Raw genomic sequence first — 21595 nt, forward strand, 5'->3', positions numbered from 1 at the left:
CCCTGGCCCGTCGCGCCCTGACGGACGCCAGAACTTCTCCTGTGCCGACCCTGTGCAGGTCAGCCGCCGGTGGTGCCGTCCTCGAAGATCTGTCCCGCCGGGGTCTGCTTCTCCGCCTGGAACACGTCCTCGGCGCGGCCGTAGGCCCAGTACGCGCTCACCGACAGCTGCCGCCGGTCCACACCGCGCACGTCCGTGAGGTACGCCCGGACGCGCTTGACCTGCTCCCGCTCGCCGTGCACGAACGCGTGCACCCGTCCGTCCCGCCACGCCGCGTCCTCGACGGCGGCGGCGAACCGCGTCGTCTCCGGGGTGAAGGGGCCGCCGCGGTGCAGCCAGCGCACCTCGACGCCGGCCGGCGCGGTCAAGGGCACCTCGTCCCGGGCGTCGGTCACCTCGATCAGCGCGACGCCGGCTGCCGCGGCGTCCGTGGCGGCCAGGTCCTCGAGGGCGGCGGCGATCGCCGGCAGGGCGGCCTCATCGCCGGCGAGCAGGTGCCAGTCGGCCGTGGCGTCGGGACGGTAGGCGCCGCCGGGACCCAGGAACGCGACCTGCTGCCCCACCGGCTCCGACGCCGCCCACGTCCCGGCCAGGCCGCCGTCGTGCCCGGGCGTGCCGCCGTCGTCGTCCGCGCCGTGGACCACGAAGTCGACGTCCATGGTGCGGGCGGCCGCGTCCATGCGACGCACCGTGTAGGTGCGGCGGACCGGCAGCTGCTCCGGGGCGAGACGCTCGCGGAGGGCGTCCAGGTCGTACGGGGGCTCGAGGCCGAGCGCGGGGTCGGCGAAGAGCAGCTTCACGTACTGGTCCGTGGCGCCCTTCTCCACCCAGCGGGCGTGGACGGCGTCGAACTGCTCGCCGCCGAGGGTCAGGCGCACGAGGTGCGGGGTGAGCCGGCGGGCGGCCACCACGGTGAGGACGGTCTGGGGCCGGGCCATGCGGGCCTCCTGGGGTCGGGGCGGGGTCTGCGCGGACGCGCGTCCCCCACTCTCCCACGAGGCGGCGGATTAGCGCACGTCAGCGTGATGTTTTCCGCGGCCTCGGGGTCAGCGGAACCGGGCCCCCGGTGGTCCTCCGGCAGCAGCGGTCCCGCGCCGGCCGGGGCCGGGGTGGCGCGGCGCGCCCCTAGGCTGTGGGCGTGCGTCTCGTCCTGCTCGTCCTGCTCTCGCTGGTGAGCCAGCAGCTCGGCGCGTCCGTGGCGGGCCTGCTGTTCGACGACGTCGGCGCGTCGGCCATGGTCGCCCTGCGCGTGGTGTTCTCCGCGGCCGTGCTGCTGCTCGTCACCCGGCCGAGCCGCGCCGCCCTCGCCGGCCTGGGCCCCCGGGGGTGGGCCGCCGTCGTCGGGCTGGGGGCGGCCATGACCGGCATGAACCTGACCATCTACGAGGCGTTCGTGCGGATCCCGCAGGGCGTGGCCGTGACGTTCGAGGTGCTCGGGCCGCTGGCGCTGTCCGTGGCGGCGCGGCCGTCGTGGCGGTCGGCGGCGTGGGCGGCCCTCGCGCTCGCCGGGATCGGGGTGCTCGGCCGGGAGGGGTTCAGCGCGGGCGGCGGGATCGGCGGGGCGGGACTGGACCCGGTGGGGGTGGCGCTCGCGCTGGCCGCGGCGGCGTGCTGGGCGGGGTACATCCTGCTCTCCCGGCGCGCGGGGACCCATCTGCCGGGGGTGCAGGGGCTGGCCCTGGCGACGGCGGCCGGGTCCCTCGTGGCGCTGCCGGTCGGCGTCGCGACGGCGGGGGCGGCCCTGCTCTCTCCCGTGGTGCTGGGCGTGGGGCTGGCCGTGGCGCTGCTGTCCACGGCGGTGCCGTACGGGATCGACCTGCAGGTGCTGCGCCGCATGCCGACCGCCCTGTTCTCCCTGCTGACGTGCCTGTCGCCGATCGCGGCGGCGCTGACCGCGTGGGCCGTGCGTGGGCAGGAGCTCACCCCGCTGGACCTGGCGGGGATGCTGCTGGTGATCGCGGCGTGTGCGGCCGCCGTCTGGACGGGCCGGTCTCCGGGTGTGGCGGGCGGGGGCCGCGGCTAGCCTGGGTCGATGCCCCACCCGTCCCGTCCCACCCCCGACGACGTCCCCGCCGCCGAGCGCGCCGCCCTGAGCCGTGGTCGGCTGCGTCCGTGGCTGCCGTTCCTGCTCGCGACCGTCCTGTGCCTGGCGCTGCTGGGGTGGGCCCTCGTCGCCCTGCCGGGCCTGCCGGTGCGGGTGCCCACGCACTGGGGCGTCGACGGGCGGCCCGATGCGTGGGAGGACGCCTCGTTCGGCACGGTGGCGACGGGGCCGCTGATCGGCCTCGGCATGACGGGGTTCCTGGCGCTGGTCTCCGCGATGGTCACCGCCCTCACCCCCACGGACCCGGGGCTGTCCCCGTGGCGGCGCGTGCGCCAGGCGGGGGTGCACCGCGGGTTCCAGGAGTGCCTCGGGTGGTCGTGCGTGCTCATCGTGCTGGTGCTGGCCCCGACGACGGTCGAGGTGCTCGCCGCCGGGGCGTGGACGATGCCGTGGTGGGTCCTGCCCCTCACGCTGACCGTGCTCATGGTGGGCATCTTCCCGGCGATGCGGGCCGGCACGCAGCGGTGGACGCGCTGGTCGGACCGCGTCGCGGCGGAGCTCGGGTACCGGCCCACGGCCGCGGAGCTCGCCGAGGACGAGGTGTGGACGCCCCTGGGGCTCAAGCGCGACCCCGACGATCCGGCCGTCTTCCCTGCCAAGCGCCCCGGCTACGGGGTGGGCGTGACGGTCAACCTCGCCACCCCGGCGGGCCGGTGGCTGGTGCGCGGATTCGTGGCCGTGTTCATCGTCGGCCTGCCGCTGGCGCTCTGGCTCGGCGCGTTCGCCGCGCGGTGAGGCGGACCGTGCCCGACGACGTCGCCGTCCGCCTGCTCCTGATCGCCGACACCCACATCCCGCGGCGTGCCCGCGCCCTGCCCGCGCAGGTGCGGGCCGAGGTGGTGCGGGCCGACGTCGTGCTCCACGCCGGTGACTGGGTGGCCGAGGACGTGCTCGACGACCTCGACGCGCGGGCCGCCCGGCTGGTGGGCGTGTGGGGCAACAACGACGGGCCTCGGCTGCGGGCGCGGCTGCCCGAGGTGGCACGCGTGGAGATCGGCGGGGTGCGGATCGCGATGGTCCACGAGACGGGCCCGGCGGCCGGCCGCGAGCGCCGCATGGCCGCGGCGTTCCCGGACGCGGACGTGCTGGTGTTCGGGCACAGCCACATCCCGTGGGACACCGTGGCCGGCCCGGAGACCGCGAACCCGGGCCTGCGCCTGCTCAACCCCGGTTCCTGCACGGACCGGCGACGGCAGCCCGAGTGCACCCTCATGCGGGCGGTGGTGCGGGACGGGCGGCTCGAGGACGTGGAGCTGGTGCCGGTGGACCGCACGCCGTGACCGACGGGCCGGCCGCTCCCCGCAACGCGGGTTGAGTTATCACGGGTCCAGGCGGCTTGCACCCGTGATAACTCAACCCGCGTCGTGCCGGGGCCACCGTGTCCGGCGGGCCGGCCGCTCCTGCACAGCCACCACGACGACGGCGGCCCTCCCCAGGGCGCATCGGTTCGGCTCGTCGCAGGGCCCGGGGGCGGCAGGCTCGCCCCATGACCGCGCGCACGCCCCTGCCGCCCGCCCTCGCCGCGGGCGCCTTCACGACGGCCGAGTTGCACGCCGCCGGCCTGCCGTGGCGCCGGACCCTCGCGGCAGACCTCGCCCGGGTCTGCCGCGGCGTGCACACCGCGGGTGTCCCCGACCTGTGCGCCCCGGAGGGCGCGGCCGCGCTGGTCCGCCTCACGGGCGGGGTGGTCTCCCACGTCTCTGCCGCCCTCTGGCACGGACTGCCGCTGCCGCCCCGCCTCGCGCGGCCGGCCGGACTGCACCTGACCTTCGACCGGTCCGCGCGCACGCACCGGACCGACCTGGGCGGCGTCGTCAGCCACCGGGTGCGGTTGCCCTCCGACCACGTGCTCGACCTTCCCGACGGCCAGCGCGTCACGACGGCGGCGCGCACCTGGTTCGACCTCGCCGGGATGCTCCGCCCCCACGAGGTGGACTGGCTCATCGCGGCCGGCGACCACCTGGTGCGTCCGCCGTGGACGCCGACGGGCCGGGCGGATCCCGAGGCCACCGTGCCCGGGCTGTCGGAGGTGCTCGCCCGCTGCCGTGGCCGGCCGGGCGTCCGTCTCGCACGTGCCGCGCTGGCGGAGGTGCGCGTCGGGGCCGACTCCCCGCCCGAGACCTTCCTCCGGCTCGCGCTGATCCGGGCCGGGCTGCCGGAGCCGGAGCTGCAGGTCGCCGTCGACCCGGCCGACCCGGCCTCGCCTGTCGTGGACCTCGGGTACCGGGCGGTTCGCCTGGCCCTCCAGTACGACGGCGCCGGCCACCGCACGGCTCAGCAACAGGCGAGGGACGCCCGTCGGGACGCGTACTGCCTCGAGCGGGGATGGACGACCCTGCGCTGCGCCTGGGAGGACCAGCGCGCGGGGTTCGGGCGGATCGTGGGGCTGGTCCGGCATCAGCTCGCCCACACGCGCTGACCCGCCCCCGCCCGTCCCGACGCGGGTTGAGGTGTCACGGGTCCACGCCAACGCGGGTTGACTTGTCACGGGTCCAGGCCCGCGTAACCGGTGATAACTCAACCCGCGTTGCATGCCACCGGCCGGCCCCGCGTGACGCTCTGCGACGTCCCCACCCTGCCCTCGGCGCACCTCGCCCGGGACAATGGGACGGACTGTCCCGAAGCCTCCATCGAAAGGACCCCCGTGGCTGACCACGAGTTCGGCTTCCGCACCCAGGCGCTGCACGCGGGCGCCGTCCCGGACGCCGTCCACGGCTCCCGCGCGGTGCCGATCCACCAGACCAGCTCGTTCGTGTTCGAGTCCGCCGAGGACGCCGCCAACCTCTTCGCGCTGCAGAAGTACGGCAACATCTACTCGCGGATCGGCAACCCCACGGTCGCCGCGTTCGAGGAGCGGGTCGCCACGCTCGAGGGCGGGATCGGGGCCGTCGCGACGGCGTCCGGCATGGCCGCCGAGTTCGTCACCTTCGCGGCTCTCGCCGGGGCCGGCGACCACATCGTGGCGTCCTCGAAGCTCTACGGCGGCACGATCACCCAGCTGGACGTCTCCCTGCGCCGGTTCGGCGTCGAGACCACGTTCGTGGACTCCGCCGAGGCCGCGGACTTCGAGGCCGCCCTCCAGCCCAACACGAAGGCGGTCTACACGGAGATCGTCGCCAACCCCTCCGGTGACGTCGTGGACCTGCCCGGCCTGGCCGACGTCGCCCACCGGCACGGCGTGCCGCTCGTCGTGGACGCGACCCTCACCCCGCCCTACCTGATCCGGCCGATCGAGCACGGCGCGGACATCGTCATCCATTCGGCCACGAAGTTCCTCGGCGGGCAGGGCACCACGCTCGGCGGCGTCGTGGTGGAGTCCGGCCGCTTCCCGTGGGACAACGGCAAGTTCCCGTCCATGACCGAGCCCGTGCCCTCGTACGGCGGCGTCTCCTGGTGGGGCAACTTCGGCGAGTACGGCTTCCTCACCAAGCTCCGCTCGGAGCAGCTGCGCGACTTCGGCCCGTCGCTGGCCCCGCAGTCGGCGTTCCAGCTGCTGCTCGGCGTCGAGACGCTGGCCCCGCGCATGGACGCCCACCTCGCCAACGCCCGCGCCGTCGCCACCTGGCTGGACGAGGACCCGCGCGTGTCCTGGGTCCGCTACGCCGGCCTGCCCGACCACCCGCACCACGCCCGCGCGCAGCAGCTGCTGCCCCGGGGCGTCGGCTCGGTGTTCAGCTTCGGCGTGGCCCCGGCGGCCACGGACACCGACGACGGCGCCTCCGGTCCGGAGGCCGGGCGTGCGACGGCGTCGCGCTTCATCTCCGCGCTGCAGCTGGCCTCCCACCTGGCCAACATCGGCGACGCGAAGACGCTGGTGCTGCACCCCGCCACGACGACCCATCAGCAGCTCACCGCCGAGCAGCTCGTGGCCGCGGGCATCCCGGCGGACCTGATCCGCATCTCGGTGGGCATCGAGGACCTCGAGGACATCCTCTGGGACCTGGACCAGGCCCTGACCGAGGCCACCGGCCGCACCCGCGACGGCGCCGTCGTCCCCGCAGAGCAGGAGGCCTGAGCCATGAGCACCACCCACCCCGAGCGCACCTGGACCGGCCCCGGCGCCCCCGAGCGCCTGGCGATCCTGCGGCGCACCCGGTCGATCGCGATCGTCGGCGCCTCGGACAAGCCGGCCCGTGCGTCGTACTTCGTGGCCACGTACCTGCTGAGCTCGACCACGTACGACGTCTACTTCGTGAATCCCGTGCTCGCCGCGGCCGGCAAGGAGATCCTCGGCCACCGCGTGTACGCCTCGCTCGACGACCTGCCCGTCACCCCCGACCTCGTGGAGGTGTTCCGCAAGTCCTCCGACGCCCCCGAGGTGGTGGCGGACGCCGCCCGCGTGGGCGCCCGGACCGTGTGGCTGCAGCTGGGCATCTGGAACGAGGACGCCGCGCGTCAGGCCGAGGCCGCGGGCCTGGAGATCGTGATGGACCGCTGCGTGAAGATCGAGCACGCCCGCTTCCACGGCGGGCTCAACCTCGCCGGCTTCGTCACCGGCGTGATCAGCTCGCGGCGCCAGGAACTGGACCGCTAGGCCGGACGACGCCCCATGTCGGGCGTCGTCCGGCCCTCGTTGCGCACCCGCCCGTCGATGGCGTGGGATGGGCCCATGACCTCCGAGCTCCCCTCCCCCTCCCCCGCCTGGACCGGCCGCACCGACGGCGACGCCCCCGAGCACCTGCGCTGGCACCAGGTCGTCCGCCCCGCCGACGGCCGCGGTGAGCCCACGACGACGCAGCGCCACCCCGGCGCCGGCGCTCCGACGTCGGGCGCGCGGTCCACGGCGCTCGTCGGCTTCGCCTCGGACGAGGGCGTGCGCCGCAACCACGGCCGCGTGGGCGCCGAGGACGGCCCGGGGGCGCTGCGCGGCGCTCTCGCCTCGCTCGCGTACCTCGAGGGCACGGGCGCGCTCGTGGACGCGGGCGACGTGTCCGTGGACCGCGGCGACGACGACGCCCCGGGCGAGCTCGAGGCGGGCCAGGCCGAGCTGGGCACGGTGGTCAGCGGGCTGCTGAACGCCCACGACCTGGCCGTGGTGCTCGGCGGCGGGCACGAGACCGCCTACGCCTCGATCACGGGCCTGACCGGCTCCACGCGCGTGGGTGCGGACACCCGCGTGGGCATCCTCAACCTGGACGCGCACTTCGACCTGCGCGAGGCCCCGCGGCCCAGCTCCGGCACTCCGTTCCTGCAGGCGCTGCGCGACGCCGAGGGGGCGGAGCATCAGCTCTCCTACGCGGTGGTGGGCATCAGCGAGGCCAACAACACCCGCGCCCTGTTCGACACCGCGCGCGAACGCGGGGTCACGTGGGTGACCGACGAGCAGGCCCAGACCGCCGACGTCACCGGCGTGCGCCGCTGGGTGCGCTCGTTCATCAACGCCGTGGACGTGCTCTACCTGACCATCGACCTGGATGTGCTGCCGGCCGCCGTCGCCCCGGGGGTGAGCGCACCGGCCGGCTTCGGCGTGCCGTACGAGGTGATCCACGCGTGCGCGTTGGAGGCCACCCAGTCCGGGAAGCTGGCCCTGGCCGACGTCGTGGAGCTCAACCCCGCCCTGGACGTGGACGGCCGCACGGCGAAGGCCGCGGCCCGGCTGATCCACACGATCGTCAGCCGTCACCGGACGGACGCCTCGCTGCTGGCCTGAGGCGGGCGGGGGTCCGTTCAGGCGCGGGGGGCCGCGCGCGTCAGCGTCCCTCCGCCCACGGGGCGGGGGGCTCGGCGCTGCCGTGGGCCGCACGTCGGGCGGCGTAGTCCAGCGCCGAGCGCGCCAGGAAGTCGTGCAGGGCCAGCACCCCGGCCCGGGCTCCGGCCGAGTCCCTCCGGGTCACGGCCTCCAGCGCCGGGACGTAGAACGCCCGGCCGCGTTCGACCTCGTCGGGCAGACCCTTCGTGGTCGCGAGCCAGAACCGGCGGCAGAGCCCCTGGAGCGGGACCAGGGAATCGGCGAGATAGCGGTTGTTCGCGATCGTGCGCAGGAGTTCGTGCGAGCGCCCGACGGCGGCGACGTACGCCGGCAGGTCCTCCACCGTGCGCAGGTGTCGCACGTGGGCCGCGACGGCGGTCAGCTGCTCCTCGTCCGCCCGCGCGCAGGCCAGTCCCACGGCCAGCGCCTCGAGCGACCGCCGCACCTCCAGCCTCTCCAGCTGGTCGTCCACGGAGATCGCCGGGATCTGCAGGCCACGTCCCCCACCGACCAGGAGCCAGTGGTCTCGGATGAGGCGCTGCACCGCCTCGCGCAGGGGTGTGCGCCCCGTCTCGGCGGCGTCGATGAGGGCCGCCTCGCTGAGGACGGCGCCCGGTGGCAGTTCCCCGGTCTCGATCTTCTGCGTCAGGCGGGCGTAGGCCTCCTCCGACTTGTTCATGGGCCCAGCCTAGGCAGTCATCTTCCCGCACCCCCTTGATATATCCCGAATATGCGACGTAGCGTGGCCCACATCCTGTTACCGGCATCACATGGAGGACTCATGAAGTACCGCCCGCAGCACGAGGCCACCCCCCTGCCCTACTCCCCCTTCAAGAGCTCCACCGTGCCGCGGCCCATCGGCTGGCTGTCCTCCGTGAGCACGGACGGCCGGGAGAACATCGCCCCCTACAGCCAGTGGCAGAACCTCACCTTCGACCCGCCCATGGTGATGTTCTCCGCGAACCAGTACCCGGACGGACGCCGCAAGGACACCGTCCTCAACGCGGAGCAGACCGGCTGGTTCGTGTGGAACATGGCCACCTACGACCTGCGCGAGGCCGTCAACGTCTCCGCCATGGCCCTGGAGCCGGGCGAGAGCGAGTGGGACCGCATCGCCGAGCACGGCGTCACCAAGGTCTACGCGGACAACCACCCCATCCCGATGGTCGCCGAGTCCCCCGTGCGCTTCGAGTGCCGCTACCACTCGACGCACCGCATCAAGGGCGACTCGAACGTGGGCACCATCGACGTGGTCTTCGCCCACGTGGACACCATCCACATCGACGACGACGCCATCACCGCCGACGGCCGCCTCGACATCCCGCGCATCCAGCCGATCGCCCGCCTGGGCTACTTCGACTACACCGTGGTGCGGGAGACCTTCGAGATGCGGGTGCCCGGCGCCGACGGCGATGCCCAGGCCGGCCTCGAGGGGCGGGCATGAGCACCGCGGCCACCGGTGCGGCCCGGCCCGCTCCCGTGCCCGGGGCCCGCCCCCGGAGCCTGAAGGACATGCTGGCCGTGAACTTCGGCAACGCGCTGGAGTGGTACGACTGGAACGTCTACACGATCTTCGCCCCGGTCTTCGCGGCGCAGATCTTCCACGCGGACAACCCCACCTCCGAGCTGCTCGCCACCCTGGCCGTCTTCGCGGTGGGCTTCGTCGCCCGCCCCATCGGCGGCTACGTGTTCGGCGCCTACGCGGACCGGGTGGGCCGCAAGCGCAGCCTCTTCGCGGCGATGATGATCACCGCGCTCGGCAGCCTGATCATCGCCTTCACCCCCACCTACGGCACGGTGGGCGTCCTCGCCTCGGTGATCCTCGTCATCGCCCGCCTGCTGCAGGGCCTGGCGCACGGAGGCGAGATGGGCACCTCCGTGACCTACCTCGTGGAGCGGGCGCCGCAGGGCCGGCGCGGGCTGTTCGGGGCGACGTCGTGGGTGTCCGTGGTGGTGGGCACGATCCTGGCGACGCTCGTGGGCCTGGCCATCAACACGCTGCTCTCCCCCGAGCAGGTGGCGTCCTGGGGCTGGCGCGTGGCGTTCGGCATCGGCGGCGTGTTGGGCCTGTACGCGCTGTACCTGCGACGGAGCCTGACGGAGTCGGAGCACTTCACGGCGGCGCAGCAGGTGGTGCCCACCGCCGACGACGCTCCCCGCCGGGAGCCGGGTGCGGTGTGGCGCGGCCTGCTGACGATCTTCCTGGTCTCCGCGGGCGGCTCGCTGATGTTCTACACGTGGCTGATCTACCTGCCCACGCACGCGCAGGTGGCCCATCAGATGGACAAGTCCACCACCCTCTCGGCCTCGCTCGTGGCCCAGGTGATCTTCCTGGTCGCCATCCTCGGGGCGGGCCTGCTGGGCGACCGGGTCGGCCGCCGCCCGCTGGTCATCGCCTTCGGCCTGCTCTTCGTGGTGCTGCCGTTCCCGCTGTTCGGCATGCTGGACGGCACCTTCGCCTCGTTCCTGCTCGTGCAGACCATCGCCCTGCTGGCCGTGGCGCTGCTGTTCGGCGTCAACGGCGCCGTCTGGTCCGAGGTGCTGCCCACGGCGGTGCGCGCCAAGGGCGTGGCCACCATGCTCTCGCTGGCCACCGCGATCTTTGGCGGCACGGCGCCGTACCTGATCACGTGGCTGACGGCGCAGGGATGGACCAGCGCGTTCCCGATCTACCTCATGGTGGTCGGCGGCCTCACCGGCCTGACCGGCCTGTTCATGAAGGAGACGAAGGACGTGGACCTGGCGGCCTGAGCCGGAAGGGTCGCCCACACACAGAGTGGTCACGACACGCCGTCTCGTGCAGACGCACGCGGCATGTCGTGACCACTCTGTGGCGTCTGACCGCTCGGCGGCGTCAGTGCCCCTCGGCCTCGGCGCCCTCGGACTCCTCGGCCAGGTCCTGCGGCTCGGCGTCGGCGGAGACGCCCGCGAGCGCCTCCGCCACGGCGGCCAGCACGGACCCGTCGCGCAGGGCCTGCTCGGCGGCGGCCAGCTGCGGCGCCATGTACTGGTCCGGACCCGGACCGGGCACGCCGGCCTCGCGGATCACGCGGACGGCGGCACCGGTCGCGGCGGAGGGCTGCAACGGCGCGCGCAGCTCGATCGCGCGGGCGGCGGCCACGAGCTCGACGGCGAGCACGCGGCGGAAGTTCTCCACGGCCGAGCGCAGCTTGCGGGCGGCGTGCCAGCCCATGGAGACGTGGTCCTCCTGCATCGCGGAGGACGGGATGGAGTCCACGGACGCGGGCACGGCCAGGCGCTTCATGTCCGAGACGAGCCCGGCCTGCGTGTACTGGGCGATCATCATGCCGGAGTCCACGCCCGGGTCGTCCACGAGGAACGCGGGCAGCCCATGCGAGCGGGCCGGGTCCAGCATGCGGTCGGTGCGGCGCTCGGACATGCTGGCGACGTCGGCCACCGGGATGGCCAGGAAGTCCAGCACGTACGCCACGGGCGCCCCGTGGAAGTTGCCGTTCGAGCTCACCCGGCCGTCGTCGAGCACCACCGGGTTGTCCACGGTGGCGGCGAGCTCGCGCTCGGCCACGGTGCGCACGTACGCGAGGGTGTCGCGCAGGCCGCCGGCCACCTGCGGGGCGCAGCGCAGCGAGTAGGCGTCCTGCACGCGGGAGTCGCCCTCCTTGTGGCTGGCCACGATCGGCGAGCCCGCCAGGATCCTCAGCATCCGGTCGGCGGAGGTCGCCTGGCCCGGGTGGGGGCGCAGCGGCAGGTGCAGCTCCGGCACGAACACGCGGTCGGTGCCGAGCAGCGCCTCCACGGACATCGCGGCGGTGAGGTCCACGGTGTCGGCGAGCTCCTCGAGGTCGGCCAGCGCCATGATCAGCATGCCGAGCATGCCCTCGGTGCCGTTGACGAGGGCCAGGCCCTCCTTCTCCCGCAGCTCGACCGGCTCGATCCCGGCCTCGGCGAGCGCCTCGCCGGCCGGACGCAGCGCGCCGTCCGCCCCGACGACGTCGCCCTCGCCCATCAGCGCCAGGGCCACGTGGGAGAGCGGGGCGAGGTCGCCGGAGCAGCCCAGGGAGCCGAACTCGCGCACGGCGGGGGTGATGCCCGCGTTGAGCATGGCCACGAAGGTCTCGACCACCACGGGGCGCACGCCCGTGCGGCCGGAGGCCAGCGTGGTGGCGCGCAGGAACATCAGCGCGCGGACGACCTCGCGCTCCACCACGGGGCCCATGCCGGCGGCGTGGGAGCGGATCAGGGACTTCTGCAGCTGCGCGCGGGACTCGAGCGGGATGTGCTTGTCCGCGAGCGCGCCGAAGCCGGTGGACACGCCGTAGGTGGGGGTCTCGGCCTCGGCCAGCGCCTCGACGTGGCGGCGCACCGCGCCGACGGTCTCGAGCACGTCGTCGGCGAGCACCACGCGGGCGTCGTGGCGGGCCACGGCGACGACGTCGTCCAGGGTGGCCCCGGACGTGCCGAGCGTGACGGTGACGGGAGGGGTGGTCATGGTGATGCGTTCTCCTTGCAGTCGGTCGATCAGACGGCCCGGCGGCCCGCGCGCCAGACCGCGTGGGTCAGCGGCATGCCGGGCCGGTAGGCCAGGTGGATGGCGGCGGGGGCGTCGAGCACGTGCAGGTCGGCGCGCTTGCCGACCTCGAGGCTGCCGACGCGGTCCTGCGCCCGCAGGCCGAGGGCCCCGCCGAGGGTGGCGGCGCGCACGGCCTCGGCGAGGGTCAGGTGCATCTGCAGCACGGCGGTGCCCACGTTGAAGTTCATGGACGTGGTGTAGCTGGTGCCCGGGTTGCAGTTCGAGGCCAGGGAGACCTCGATGCCGGCGTCGAGCAGGCGACGCGCGGGCGCCAGCGGGGCGCGGGTGGACAGGTCGCACGCGGGCAGGCAGCCGGCCACGGTGCCGGGCGTCCCGGTGGCCGAGGCGCGGTCCCAGCCGGTCCAGGTGCCGGCCAGGGCCTCGACGTCCGCGTCGGAGAGGTGGTTGACGTGGTCCACGGAGGCGGCGCCGAACTCCACGGCCACGCCCACGCCCGGGCCCTGCTCGATCTGGTTGCCGTGCAGGCGCACGCCCAGGCCCGCCGCCACGCCCGCGGCGAGCACGCGGCGGGTCTGCTCGGCGTCGAAGGCGCCGGTGTCGCAGAACACGTCCACCCAGCCCGCGTGCTCCCGCACGGCCTCGAGCATCGGCCCGACGACGTCGTCCAGGTAGTCCTCCGCGTCCCGGCCCGGGGGCACGAGGTGGGCGCCGAGGAAGGTCACCTCGTCCACGAGGCCCTCCTCGCGCAGCCCGGCCAGCAGGCGCGCGTGGCGCGCCTCCTCCTCCACGGTGAGCCCGTAGCCGGTCTTGGTCTCGAGGTAGGTGGTGCCGCCGGCCACCGCGTCGGCCACCCGGCCGCGGACCAGCTCGGCCAGGCGGTCGTCCGAGGCGGCACGGGTGGCGGAGGTGGTCACGCCGATGCCGCCGGCCGCGTAGGACTCGCCGGCCATGCGGGCCTCGAACTCGGCGGAGCGGTCCCCGTCGAACACGAGGTGCGTGTGGGAGTCCACCCAGCCGGGCAGCACGGCGCGGCCCTCGACGGACACCCGGTCGTCCGCGTCCGGGGCGTCCGCGGCGGGGCCGATCCAGGCGATGCGATCGTCCTCGACGACGACGGCCGCGTCCGTGAGCACCCGCCCTTCGGGGTCGACGGTGGTCAGCTCGGCGATGTCGGTGATGAGCGTGGAGCGCATGGGGGCCTCTCTGCGGGACGGACGGGGGTGGGTCGGTGGGGTGGGCCTCAGGTGAGCGCGGCCACCAGGTGGGCCAGCGGCGTGGCCAGCACGATGGTGAGCGCCACGCGCTCGACCCAGATCACCAGGAGGTGCCACATCTTCACGGGGATGTCCGTGGCCAGGATGGCAGGAACCACCGCGGAGAAGAAGATGATCGCGGAGACGCAGACGACGCCGATCACGAACCGGGCGACGAGGTCCTCGTGACCGGCCGCCATCGTGGCCGGGATGAACATCTCGGCGATCGAGGTGGCGGAGGCCGAGGCCAGCAGGCCGGGGTCGGAGTAGCCGAGCGCCCAGAACAGCGGGTAGAAGATCACGCCGATCCACTCGAACACGGGCGTGTACGTGGCCAGGACCAGGGCGATCAGGCCCACGGACATGATGGAGGGCAGGATCTGGAGCACCATCACGAGGCCGTCCCGGAAGTTGACCCAGATGTTCTTCGGCAGGGACGGGGCCTCGGCGAGGGTCTGCTCGGCGGCGCGACGGGCCACGCGGAAGCGGTCCCGGGTGACGGCCTGCTCGGGCGAGTGCACCGCGCCGGGGTACACCTCGTCCGGGATGCGGCTCAGCGGCGGGATGCGCACGGTGATGGCCGTGACCACGAACGTCACCACGAGGGTGCCGAAGAAGTACCAGAGCCAGATGTCCATCAGGCCCAGCGTCTTGGCGACGATCACCATGAAGGTCGCGGACACCGTGGAGAAGCCGACGGCGATGATCGCCGCCTCGCGGGCCGTGTAGCGGCCGCCGGTGTACATGCGGTTCGTCAGCAGCAGGCCCAGGGCGTAGGAGCCCACGAAGGAGGCGACGGCGTCGACGGCGGCGCGGCCGGGCACGCGCCAGATCGGCCGCATGGCCGGGCGCAGGTAGACGCCCACGAACTCCATGAGGCCGTAGCCGATCACGAGGGCCAGGAAGACGCCGCCGACGGGGACGATCAGGCCCACGGGCACCACGAGCTTGTCCATCAGGAACGGGCCGATGCTCTCGTCCAGGATCCAGCTCGGGCCCACGCCGAACACGACCATCGCCGAGGCGACCAGGCCGAGCACGGCGAGGAACGCGAAGACCGTCCGCGTGGTGCTGGTCCGCCAGCGGCCCGAGGCGAACGGGTACACGGCGCCGGCGGCGATGATGGCCAGGCCCACCCAGCGGTCGGCCGGGCCGAGCAGCCCGCGCACCCAGGTCACCAGGTGGTCCAGGGGGATGGAGCTCGCCCCGTTGATCGTGACGGGCACGAAGAACATGACGATGCCGATCGCCGAGTAGACGATCATGCGCCAGCGCGCCGGCGGTCGGGGCGCGTCGGCCTCGATCGCGGCCATCGCGGTGGTGTCGGTGTGCAGCTCGTGGTCTGCGGGGCGGGACGAGTCCATCGTGGTGTCCTTTCGATCGCGAGCCGGACAGGCGGACGCCCGTCCGGCTCGCGGCGGTGATGTCGTCGGACGGCGACGGCGCGGCGGCACCGTCGTCGTCCGACGACGTGACCGGGGTCAGTCCCGGATCGTGGCCTCCATGGGCACACGGACGCCGCGCTCGGCGGCGACCTCGACGGCCCGGGAGTAGCCCGAGTCGACGTGGCGGAAGACGCCCATGGCGGGGTCGTTGGTCAGCAGGGCGGTGAGCTTGGCCGCGGCCAGCTCGGTGCCGTCGGCCAGGCCGACCTGGCCGGCGTGGATGGAGCGGCCGATGCCGACGCCGCCGCCGTGGTGGATCGAGACCCAGGTGGCGCCGGAGGAGGTGGCGGTCAGCGCGTTGAGCAGCGGCCAGTCGGCGATCGCGTCGGAGCCGTCCAGCATGGACTCGGTCTCGCGGTACGGGGAGGCCACGGAGCCGGAGTCGAGGTGGTCGCGGCCGATCACGATCGGCGCCTTGACCTTGCCCTCGGCCACGAGCTGGTTGAAGAGCAGGCCGGCCTTGTGGCGCTCGCCGTAACCCAGCCAGCAGATGCGGGCCGGCAGGCCCTCGAACTCCACGAACTCGGCGGCGCCGTCGAGCCAGCGGTGCAGGTGCTCGTTCTCGGGGAACAGCTCCTTCAGGGCCTCGTCGGTCACGCGGATGTCCTCCGGGTCGCCGGACAGCGCGGCCCAGCGGAACGGGCCGAGGCCCTCGCAGAACAGCGGGCGGATGTAGGCCGGGACGAAGCCCGGGAACTCGAACGCGCGGGAGTAGCCGGCCTTGCGGGCCTCGTCGCGGATGGAGTTGCCGTAGTCGAACACCTCGGCGCCGATGTCCTGGAAGCCGACCATGGCCTCGACCTGGCGGGCCATGGACTCCTGGGCCTTCTTGGTGAAGGTGTCCGGGTCGGACTCGGCCTCGGCGTGCCAGTCCTTCTCGTCGATCTCGATCGGCAGGTAGGACAGCGGGTCGTGCGCGGAGGTCTGGTCGGTGACGATGTCGATCTCGACGGTGCCGGCCTTCTGGCGCTCGAGCAGCTCGGGGAACACCTCGGCGGCGTTGCCCACGAGACCCACGGAGACGGCCTCGCCGTCGCGCTTGGCCTGCATGACGCGCTCGACGGCCTTGTCGATGTCCGTCTCCACCTCGTCCAGGTAGCGCTTGCCCATGCGGCGGCGCAGGCGGTCCTCCGATACGTCCACGATCAGGCAGACGCCGCCGTTGAGGGTGACGGCCAGGGGCTGGGCGCCGCCCATGCCGCCGCAGCCGCCGGTGAGGGTCAAGGTGCCCTTGAGGGAGCCGTCGTAGCGCTTGCGGCCGATCGCGGCGAAGGTCTCGTAGGTGCCCTGCAGGATGCCCTGGGTGGCGATGTAGATCCACGAGCCGGCGGTCATCTGGCCGTACATCATCAGGCCCTCGGCCTCGAGCTCGCGGAAGGTCTTCCAGTCGGCCCAGTCGCCCACCAGGTTGGAGTTGGCGATCAGCACGCGGGGAGCCCACACGTTGGTCTTGACGACGCCGACCGGCTTGCCGGACTGCACCAGGAGGGTCTCGTCCTCCTCGAGGTCCTTGAGGGTGGCGACGATGGCGTCGTAGGCCTCCCAGGAGCGGGCCGCACGGCCGGTGCCGCCGTAGACGACGAGGTCCTCGGGACGCTCGGCGACCTCGGGGTCCAGGTTGTTCATGAGCATCCGCAGCGGGGCCTCGGTCTGCCAGGACTTGGCGGACAGCTCGGTGCCGCGCGGGGCGCGGATGGTGCGGGACGGGTCGTGCTGGGTGAAGCCCACGGCCATGGCAGTTCCTCTCGACGGGGTGCGTGCGCCGGCGGGACGGGTGGCCCCTGTGATTTCACGGCTCGGCATGCACTTTCCGAACATTGAAACAGTGGCCCGGCTCACGCGCAAGCCCGATCCGCATGTCCCGCACCCGTTACGCTCCCTGTCATGACCTCCACCCCCACCGCCTCGACGCGCACCGTGGACCGGGCCCTGGACCTGCTCGCCGCCGTCACCGAGCAGCCCCGGCTGAGCCTGACCGAGGCCGCCCGCGCCACGGAGCTGCCGGCGTCCACGGCGCTCCGCCTGCTGCGCAGCCTCGAGGGGTCCGGCTTCGTGGCCCGCGACGACGACGGTGCCTACCGCCCCGGCGTGCGCCTCATCCAGCTCGGGGCGCGGGCCTTCTCCCGGGACTCGCTCGTGCAGCTGGCCCGCGGGCCGATGGACCACGTCGTGGCCGCCACGGGCGAATCCGTCTACCTCTCGGTGACGACCCCTCCGGACTCCGCCGTCTACCTGGCGATCGTGGAGGGCACGCACTCGGTCCGCCACACGAACTGGGTCGGACGCACCGTCCCCCTGGCGGGCACGGCCGTGGGCGACGCCCTGCGCGGCAGCGTGGCCGCGGGGGACTACACGCTGCGCACCCGTTCCGTGGAGAAGGATGTCACCTCGCTGTCCGCCCCCATCAGCGTGGCGGGCACGGTGGTCGGGGCGCTCAGCACGCTCGTGCCGGCCTACCGCTGCACGGACGAGCTGGCGGACCGGTGCGGGGCGGCCCTCGTCGCCGCCACCGGCGAGCTCGCGCACCTGCTCGGGGCGGCCGACACTCCCAGGGAACACCCAGTCGACTCCCCTGGAAAGCCCAAGGCGACTTCGTAGGCTGAAGCCACCTCATCGAAGGTGCGAGTGATGACGGAGAAGGCCCCGGGCCCGGCGAGAGCCGGGACCGGGGCCTTTCTCTGTGACCGGCGCCCGAGGCGCCGGGTCCGGGGATCAGCGGCGGGAGGAGACGACGCCCGCCCAGAGGCCGCCGAGCAGGCCGGCCACCGGCAGCATCCAGAACAGGTGCAGGCCCGACCCATAGAGGACGGTGTTGGAGAACACCGCGAACAGGCCCACGGCGCCGAGGAAGCCGCCGACCACGCCACCGACCACGTAGCGCACGACGGAGCGGGCGGCCCCGCCCATCAGCAGCACGATCAGGTAGCCGGCCGCGCCCGCCAGGGCGCCGCCCACCAGGCCGAACATGAACGACTGCACCAGCACGACCCAGCCGTGGCCGGTCTCGCCCAGCGCCACGGAGCCGTTGGGATCACCCAGGCCGCCGGTGAGCACGCGCACGACGTCGCCGATGATCACGACGAGCACCGAGACGAGGATGACGCGGTTGGTGAAGCCCCAGCCGTCCACCGGGCGCAGCGGCTCGAGCACCTCCTCCTCCACCACGGCGTGGCGCACGGGGCGGGTCGGGGCGGTGTGGGCGTTCGCGGTGTGGGGCTGGACGGCGTGGCTGCCGTCGGCGTTGATGGTCATCTCTGATCTCCCGTCCCGCCCCGGGCGGGGCGCGTTCCGGGCGCCAGGGCGCCCGTCTGGTTGCACGTCTGACGTGATTTTAGGCTTTTCCCAGCCCGAGGGGGTAATGGTGACCCGTCCGCCGGGCGGGGCGGCTCAGAGGACGTCGGTGCGGCGGTTGGCGAGCGAGGGGAGGAACTCCCGGACCTCCTCGATCCGCTCGCGGGTGACCTCCGCGGTCACCACGGCCTCCCGCTCGTCGGCGAGCTCGGCGACGGGCAGCGCCAGCGGGTCCACGATCATCGAGTGGCCCACGGTGCCGTCCGAGCACGTGTCCGCCGCGGCCACCCACACCGTGTTCTCCACCGCGCGGGCCTTGAGCAGGGTGCGCCAGTGGTCCACCTTGTGCTCGCCGGAGAACCACGCCGCGGGGATCACGAGCACGTCCGCGCCCTCCACCGCCAGACGCCGGGACAGCTCGGGGAAGCGCAGGTCGTAGCAGGTGAGCAGACCCAGGCGGAGCCCGCCGAGCTCGATCGCCGCGACGCCGCCGTCGCCGGGGGTGATCCGGTCCGACTCGCGATGTGCGAACGCGTCGTAGAGGTGGAGCTTGCGGTACGCACCCAGTCGGGTGCCGTCCGCGCCCACCGCCAGCAGCGTGTTGTAGGGACGCCGGTCCGGTCCCGGCTCGTAGCCGCCCGCGACGACGGCGATCCCGTGCTCACGCGCCAGCGCGGCCAGGCCCGCGGCGAACGGCTCCCAGGCCGCGGCGACGGCGTCGGGGAACTCCTCCCCCACCTCGCGGGCCCCGAGCATGGCCTCCTCGGGCAGCACCAGGAGGTCCGCCCCCTCGCCCGCGGCGCGGGCGGCGAGGCGGGCCATCACGGCCAGGTTCGCCTCGACGTCGCCCCTGGGCCCGAACTGTCCCACGCTGATCCTCATGCCCCCAGGGTAGCCAGGCCCCCGCCGGTGGCCGTCAGCCCTGGTCAGCGCCGCGGCCAGCCGCCACGCTGGAAGCCGGGCACGACGTCGGCCCGCATCGGCCGCCGTCGTCGTCCATCCCCCGATCCGCGCGGCACCGCGCGGCACGTCGACACCACAGGAGCAGACGCGATGACCACCCAGCAGCCCGACATCCCCGGCACGCCGGGGCCGATCACCCCCGACCTCGAGGAGCACACCGCCCTCACCCACCCGGACCAGCCCGTGGCCGTCCCGGCCCCGGACCAGCGCGGCCCGGCCCAGGTCTCCCCCACCGGCCAGGACACCGGTGCAGACCCGGCGACCGCAGCGCAGGGCTGCCCGTACCTGACCACCGCGCACGGCGTCCGCCTGCAGGACTCGGACCACTCGCTCAAGGCCGGCCGCCGCGGCCCCACCCTGCTGCAGGACCACCACCTGCGGGAGAAGCTCAGCCACTTCGACCACGAGCGCATCCCCGAGCGCGTGGTCCACGCCCGCGGCGCCGGCGCCCACGGCGTGTTCCGCGGCTACGGCACCGCCGCGAAGATCAGCCGGGCCGGGCTCTTCGCCAAGGACAAGGAGACGGAGGTGTTCGTCCGCTTCTCGACCGTGGCCGGCTCCCGCGGCTCCATGGACCTGGCCCGCGACACCCGCGGCTTCGCCACCAAGTTCTACACGGACGAGGGCACGTGGGACCTGGTGGGCAACAACATCCCCGTGTTCTTCGTGCAGGACGCCATCAAGTTCCCGGACGTCGTGCACTCGGTGAAGCCGCACCCGGACCGGGAGATCCCACAGGCGCAGTCCGCGCACGACACGTTCTGGGACTTCGTGTCCCTGCACACCGAGGCGCAGCACCACACCCTGTGGAACATGTCCGACCGCGGCATCCCGCGCTCCTACCGCATGATGGAGGGCTTCGGCGTCCACACCTACCGCCTCATCGCGGCGGACGGCTCCACCGTGCTGGTCAAGTTCCACTGGAAGCCGATGCTCGGCGTGCACTCCGTGACCTGGGAGGAGGCGCTGCTCACCAACGGCATGGACCCGGACTTCCACCGGCGTGACCTCGCCGACGCGATCGAGGCCGGCGCCTTCCCCGAGTGGGAGCTCGGCGTGCAGGTGTTCGAGGACAACGAGGAGCAGATGTTCGAGGGGATCGACCTGCTCGATCCCACGAAGCTGGTCCCGGAGGAGCTCGCCCCCGTGCAGCCCCTCGGCCGCATGACGCTGAACGCCAACCCGTCCAACTACTTCGCGGAGACGGAGCAGGTGGCCTTCAACCCGGCCAACCTCGTGCCCGGCATCGACGTCACCAACGACCCGCTCCTGCAGGGCCGCCTCTTCTCCTACCTGGACACGCAGCTCACCCGCCTCGGCGGGCCGAACTGGAACCAGCTGCCCATCAACCGCCCGCACGCCCCGGTCAACGACATGCTGCGTGACGGCTTCCACCAGAGCGCCGTGCATCGCGGGGTGGCACCGTACCGGCCCAATTCGCTCGACGGCGGCCTGCCGTACGAGACCCCCGCGGACGACCACGCGTTCATCGAGCACCCGGAGCCGCTGCCGGCCTCGGTGAAGGAGCGCGCGCACGCCGCGTCCTTCGACGACCACTTCTCGCAGGCGCGCCTGTTCTTCCTCTCCCTCTCCGAGGTGGAGCGCGAGCACGTGGCGCAGGCGTACACGTTCGAGCTCGGCAAGTGCTACGAGCAGACCATCCGAGAGCGCCAGCTGGCCCACCTCGCCGCGATCGACACGCGACTGGCCCAGCAGGTCGCGGACGGCCTGGGCATCCCCGTCCCCGCGCCGACCGAGACCCCGGCCGACGTGCAGCCCTCCCCCGTGCTGTCCCAGATCGGCGGGGCGTGGCCGCTCGACGGCCGTCAGGTCGGCGTCGTGGTGGGCGAGTCCGTGGACGAGAAGGAGCTGGACGCCCTCGTGCAGGGCATCCACGGTGCGGGCATGGTCCCGCTGGTCATCGCACCGAAGGGCGGCCCCGTGGCCGGGGAGATCGTGGCCCAGCGGACCTACCTGACCGCCGCGTCCATCGAGCTGGATGCCGTGGTCGTGGCCTCGCCGGCGGCCCCCGCCGCAGACGCCGCCCCCAGCCTGGACCAGAAGGCCGGCGCCGCCGACTCCGAGGCGGTGGACCCGCGCGTCGTCAAGGTGCTGCAGGAGATGTGGCGCCACTCCAAGGCGATCCTCGCCCTCGAGCCGGCGGAGGCCGTCCTCGCGGCCGCCCAGGTGTCCGGCAAGGGCGTCGAGTCCGCGGCGGACGGCGCCTCCGCCGTCAGCCGGCTGACGGAGCTGCTGCCCGCGCACCGCGTGTGGGACCGCTTCCCGACGACGGGCCGCCTGGCCGACTGACCGAGCGACCCCCGGGCGCTTTCGAACGTG

General features: G+C 73.7%; 19 protein-coding genes. 11 read left to right on the forward strand and 8 right to left on the reverse strand.

What is annotated here, in order from left to right; genetic code table 11:
* Positions 1-59 precede the first annotated feature (59 nt).
* Complete coding sequence (locus AC0VX4_RS09975) at positions 60-938, reverse strand: siderophore-interacting protein (protein WP_136940441.1); 879 nt, start codon at positions 936-938, stop codon at positions 60-62.
* Positions 939-1138: 200 nt separating this feature from the next.
* Here AC0VX4_RS09975 and AC0VX4_RS09980 point away from each other — a divergent pair, with 200 nt between their 5' ends.
* From AC0VX4_RS09980 to hutG, 7 genes are all read left to right on the forward strand, one after another.
* On the forward strand, positions 1139-2023 hold the full coding sequence (locus AC0VX4_RS09980; RefSeq protein ID WP_002857655.1) for an EamA family transporter: 885 nt from the start codon (positions 1139-1141) through the stop codon (positions 2021-2023).
* Positions 2024-2032: 9 nt separating this feature from the next.
* On the forward strand, positions 2033-2839 hold the full coding sequence (locus AC0VX4_RS09985) for a DUF1648 domain-containing protein (protein ID WP_002857654.1): 807 nt from the start codon (positions 2033-2035) through the stop codon (positions 2837-2839).
* A gap of 8 nt (positions 2840-2847) precedes the next feature.
* Entirely contained in the window at positions 2848-3384 is a 537-nt protein-coding gene (locus tag AC0VX4_RS09990; RefSeq protein ID WP_002857650.1) for a metallophosphoesterase family protein, read from the forward strand.
* A 206-nt stretch (positions 3385-3590) separates the two neighbouring features.
* Positions 3591-4523 (forward strand): hypothetical protein, encoded by a 933-nt coding sequence (locus tag AC0VX4_RS09995; protein WP_002857649.1) that lies wholly within the window; start codon positions 3591-3593, stop codon positions 4521-4523.
* Positions 4524-4748: 225 nt separating this feature from the next.
* Positions 4749-6119, forward strand: coding sequence for an O-acetylhomoserine aminocarboxypropyltransferase/cysteine synthase family protein (locus AC0VX4_RS10000; RefSeq protein ID WP_017488439.1), 1371 nt, complete (start codon positions 4749-4751; stop codon positions 6117-6119).
* 3 nt (positions 6120-6122) lie between these two features.
* Positions 6123-6638: a CoA-binding protein gene (locus tag AC0VX4_RS10005; RefSeq protein ID WP_002857647.1), complete on the forward strand. Its 516-nt coding sequence runs from the start codon at positions 6123-6125 to the stop codon at positions 6636-6638.
* Between the two features lie 75 nt (positions 6639-6713).
* Positions 6714-7754 (forward strand): formimidoylglutamase, encoded by a 1041-nt coding sequence (gene hutG / locus AC0VX4_RS10010; RefSeq protein ID WP_475464333.1) that lies wholly within the window; start codon positions 6714-6716, stop codon positions 7752-7754.
* 40 nt (positions 7755-7794) lie between these two features.
* Here the strand turns inward: hutG and AC0VX4_RS10015 are convergent, their stop codons facing one another.
* Entirely contained in the window at positions 7795-8472 is a 678-nt protein-coding gene (locus AC0VX4_RS10015) for a GntR family transcriptional regulator (protein ID WP_098471108.1), read from the reverse strand.
* A 102-nt stretch (positions 8473-8574) separates the two neighbouring features.
* Between AC0VX4_RS10015 and AC0VX4_RS10020 the strand changes: the two genes are divergently transcribed.
* On the forward strand, positions 8575-9237 hold the full coding sequence (locus AC0VX4_RS10020; protein WP_098471107.1) for a flavin reductase family protein: 663 nt from the start codon (positions 8575-8577) through the stop codon (positions 9235-9237).
* Positions 9234-10544, forward strand: coding sequence for an MFS transporter (locus AC0VX4_RS10025; protein ID WP_002857643.1), 1311 nt, complete (start codon positions 9234-9236; stop codon positions 10542-10544). Before AC0VX4_RS10020 ends, AC0VX4_RS10025 begins: the two co-directional genes overlap by 4 nt.
* 103 nt (positions 10545-10647) lie before the next feature.
* On the opposite strand, the gene hutH is transcribed toward AC0VX4_RS10025, so the two are convergent.
* From hutH to hutU, 4 genes are all read right to left on the reverse strand, one after another.
* Complete coding sequence (gene hutH, locus AC0VX4_RS10030; protein ID WP_002857642.1) at positions 10648-12261, reverse strand: histidine ammonia-lyase; 1614 nt, start codon at positions 12259-12261, stop codon at positions 10648-10650.
* Positions 12262-12290: 29 nt separating this feature from the next.
* On the reverse strand, positions 12291-13496 hold the full coding sequence (gene hutI / locus AC0VX4_RS10035; protein ID WP_002857641.1) for an imidazolonepropionase: 1206 nt from the start codon (positions 13494-13496) through the stop codon (positions 12291-12293).
* 47 nt (positions 13497-13543) lie between these two features.
* Complete coding sequence (locus tag AC0VX4_RS10040) at positions 13544-14920, reverse strand: YjiH family protein (protein WP_002857640.1); 1377 nt, start codon at positions 14918-14920, stop codon at positions 13544-13546.
* 117 nt (positions 14921-15037) lie between these two features.
* Positions 15038-16735, reverse strand: a complete 1698-nt coding sequence (gene hutU / locus AC0VX4_RS10045; protein WP_060775767.1) for a urocanate hydratase — start codon at positions 16733-16735, stop codon at positions 15038-15040.
* Between the two features lie 150 nt (positions 16736-16885).
* Here hutU and AC0VX4_RS10050 point away from each other — a divergent pair, with 150 nt between their 5' ends.
* Positions 16886-17599: an IclR family transcriptional regulator gene (locus AC0VX4_RS10050; RefSeq protein ID WP_060775768.1), complete on the forward strand. Its 714-nt coding sequence runs from the start codon at positions 16886-16888 to the stop codon at positions 17597-17599.
* Positions 17600-17713: 114 nt separating this feature from the next.
* Here AC0VX4_RS10050 and AC0VX4_RS10055 read toward each other — a convergent pair whose 3' ends face one another.
* Both AC0VX4_RS10055 and AC0VX4_RS10060 read right to left on the reverse strand, forming a co-directional pair.
* Positions 17714-18253: a hypothetical protein gene (locus AC0VX4_RS10055; protein WP_002857637.1), complete on the reverse strand. Its 540-nt coding sequence runs from the start codon at positions 18251-18253 to the stop codon at positions 17714-17716.
* A 135-nt stretch (positions 18254-18388) separates the two neighbouring features.
* Positions 18389-19174 carry a carbon-nitrogen hydrolase family protein gene (locus AC0VX4_RS10060; protein ID WP_036335109.1) on the reverse strand — a complete coding sequence of 262 codons (786 nt, stop codon included), beginning with the start codon at positions 19172-19174 and terminating at the stop codon, positions 18389-18391.
* 171 nt (positions 19175-19345) lie between these two features.
* Here AC0VX4_RS10060 and AC0VX4_RS10065 point away from each other — a divergent pair, with 171 nt between their 5' ends.
* Positions 19346-21565, forward strand: coding sequence for a catalase (locus tag AC0VX4_RS10065; RefSeq protein WP_036335107.1), 2220 nt, complete (start codon positions 19346-19348; stop codon positions 21563-21565).
* Positions 21566-21595 lie beyond the last annotated feature (30 nt).

It is taken from the genome of Micrococcus sp. 63XJN7_8_ISO-PGPR-S23-253, from assembly GCF_056173425.1.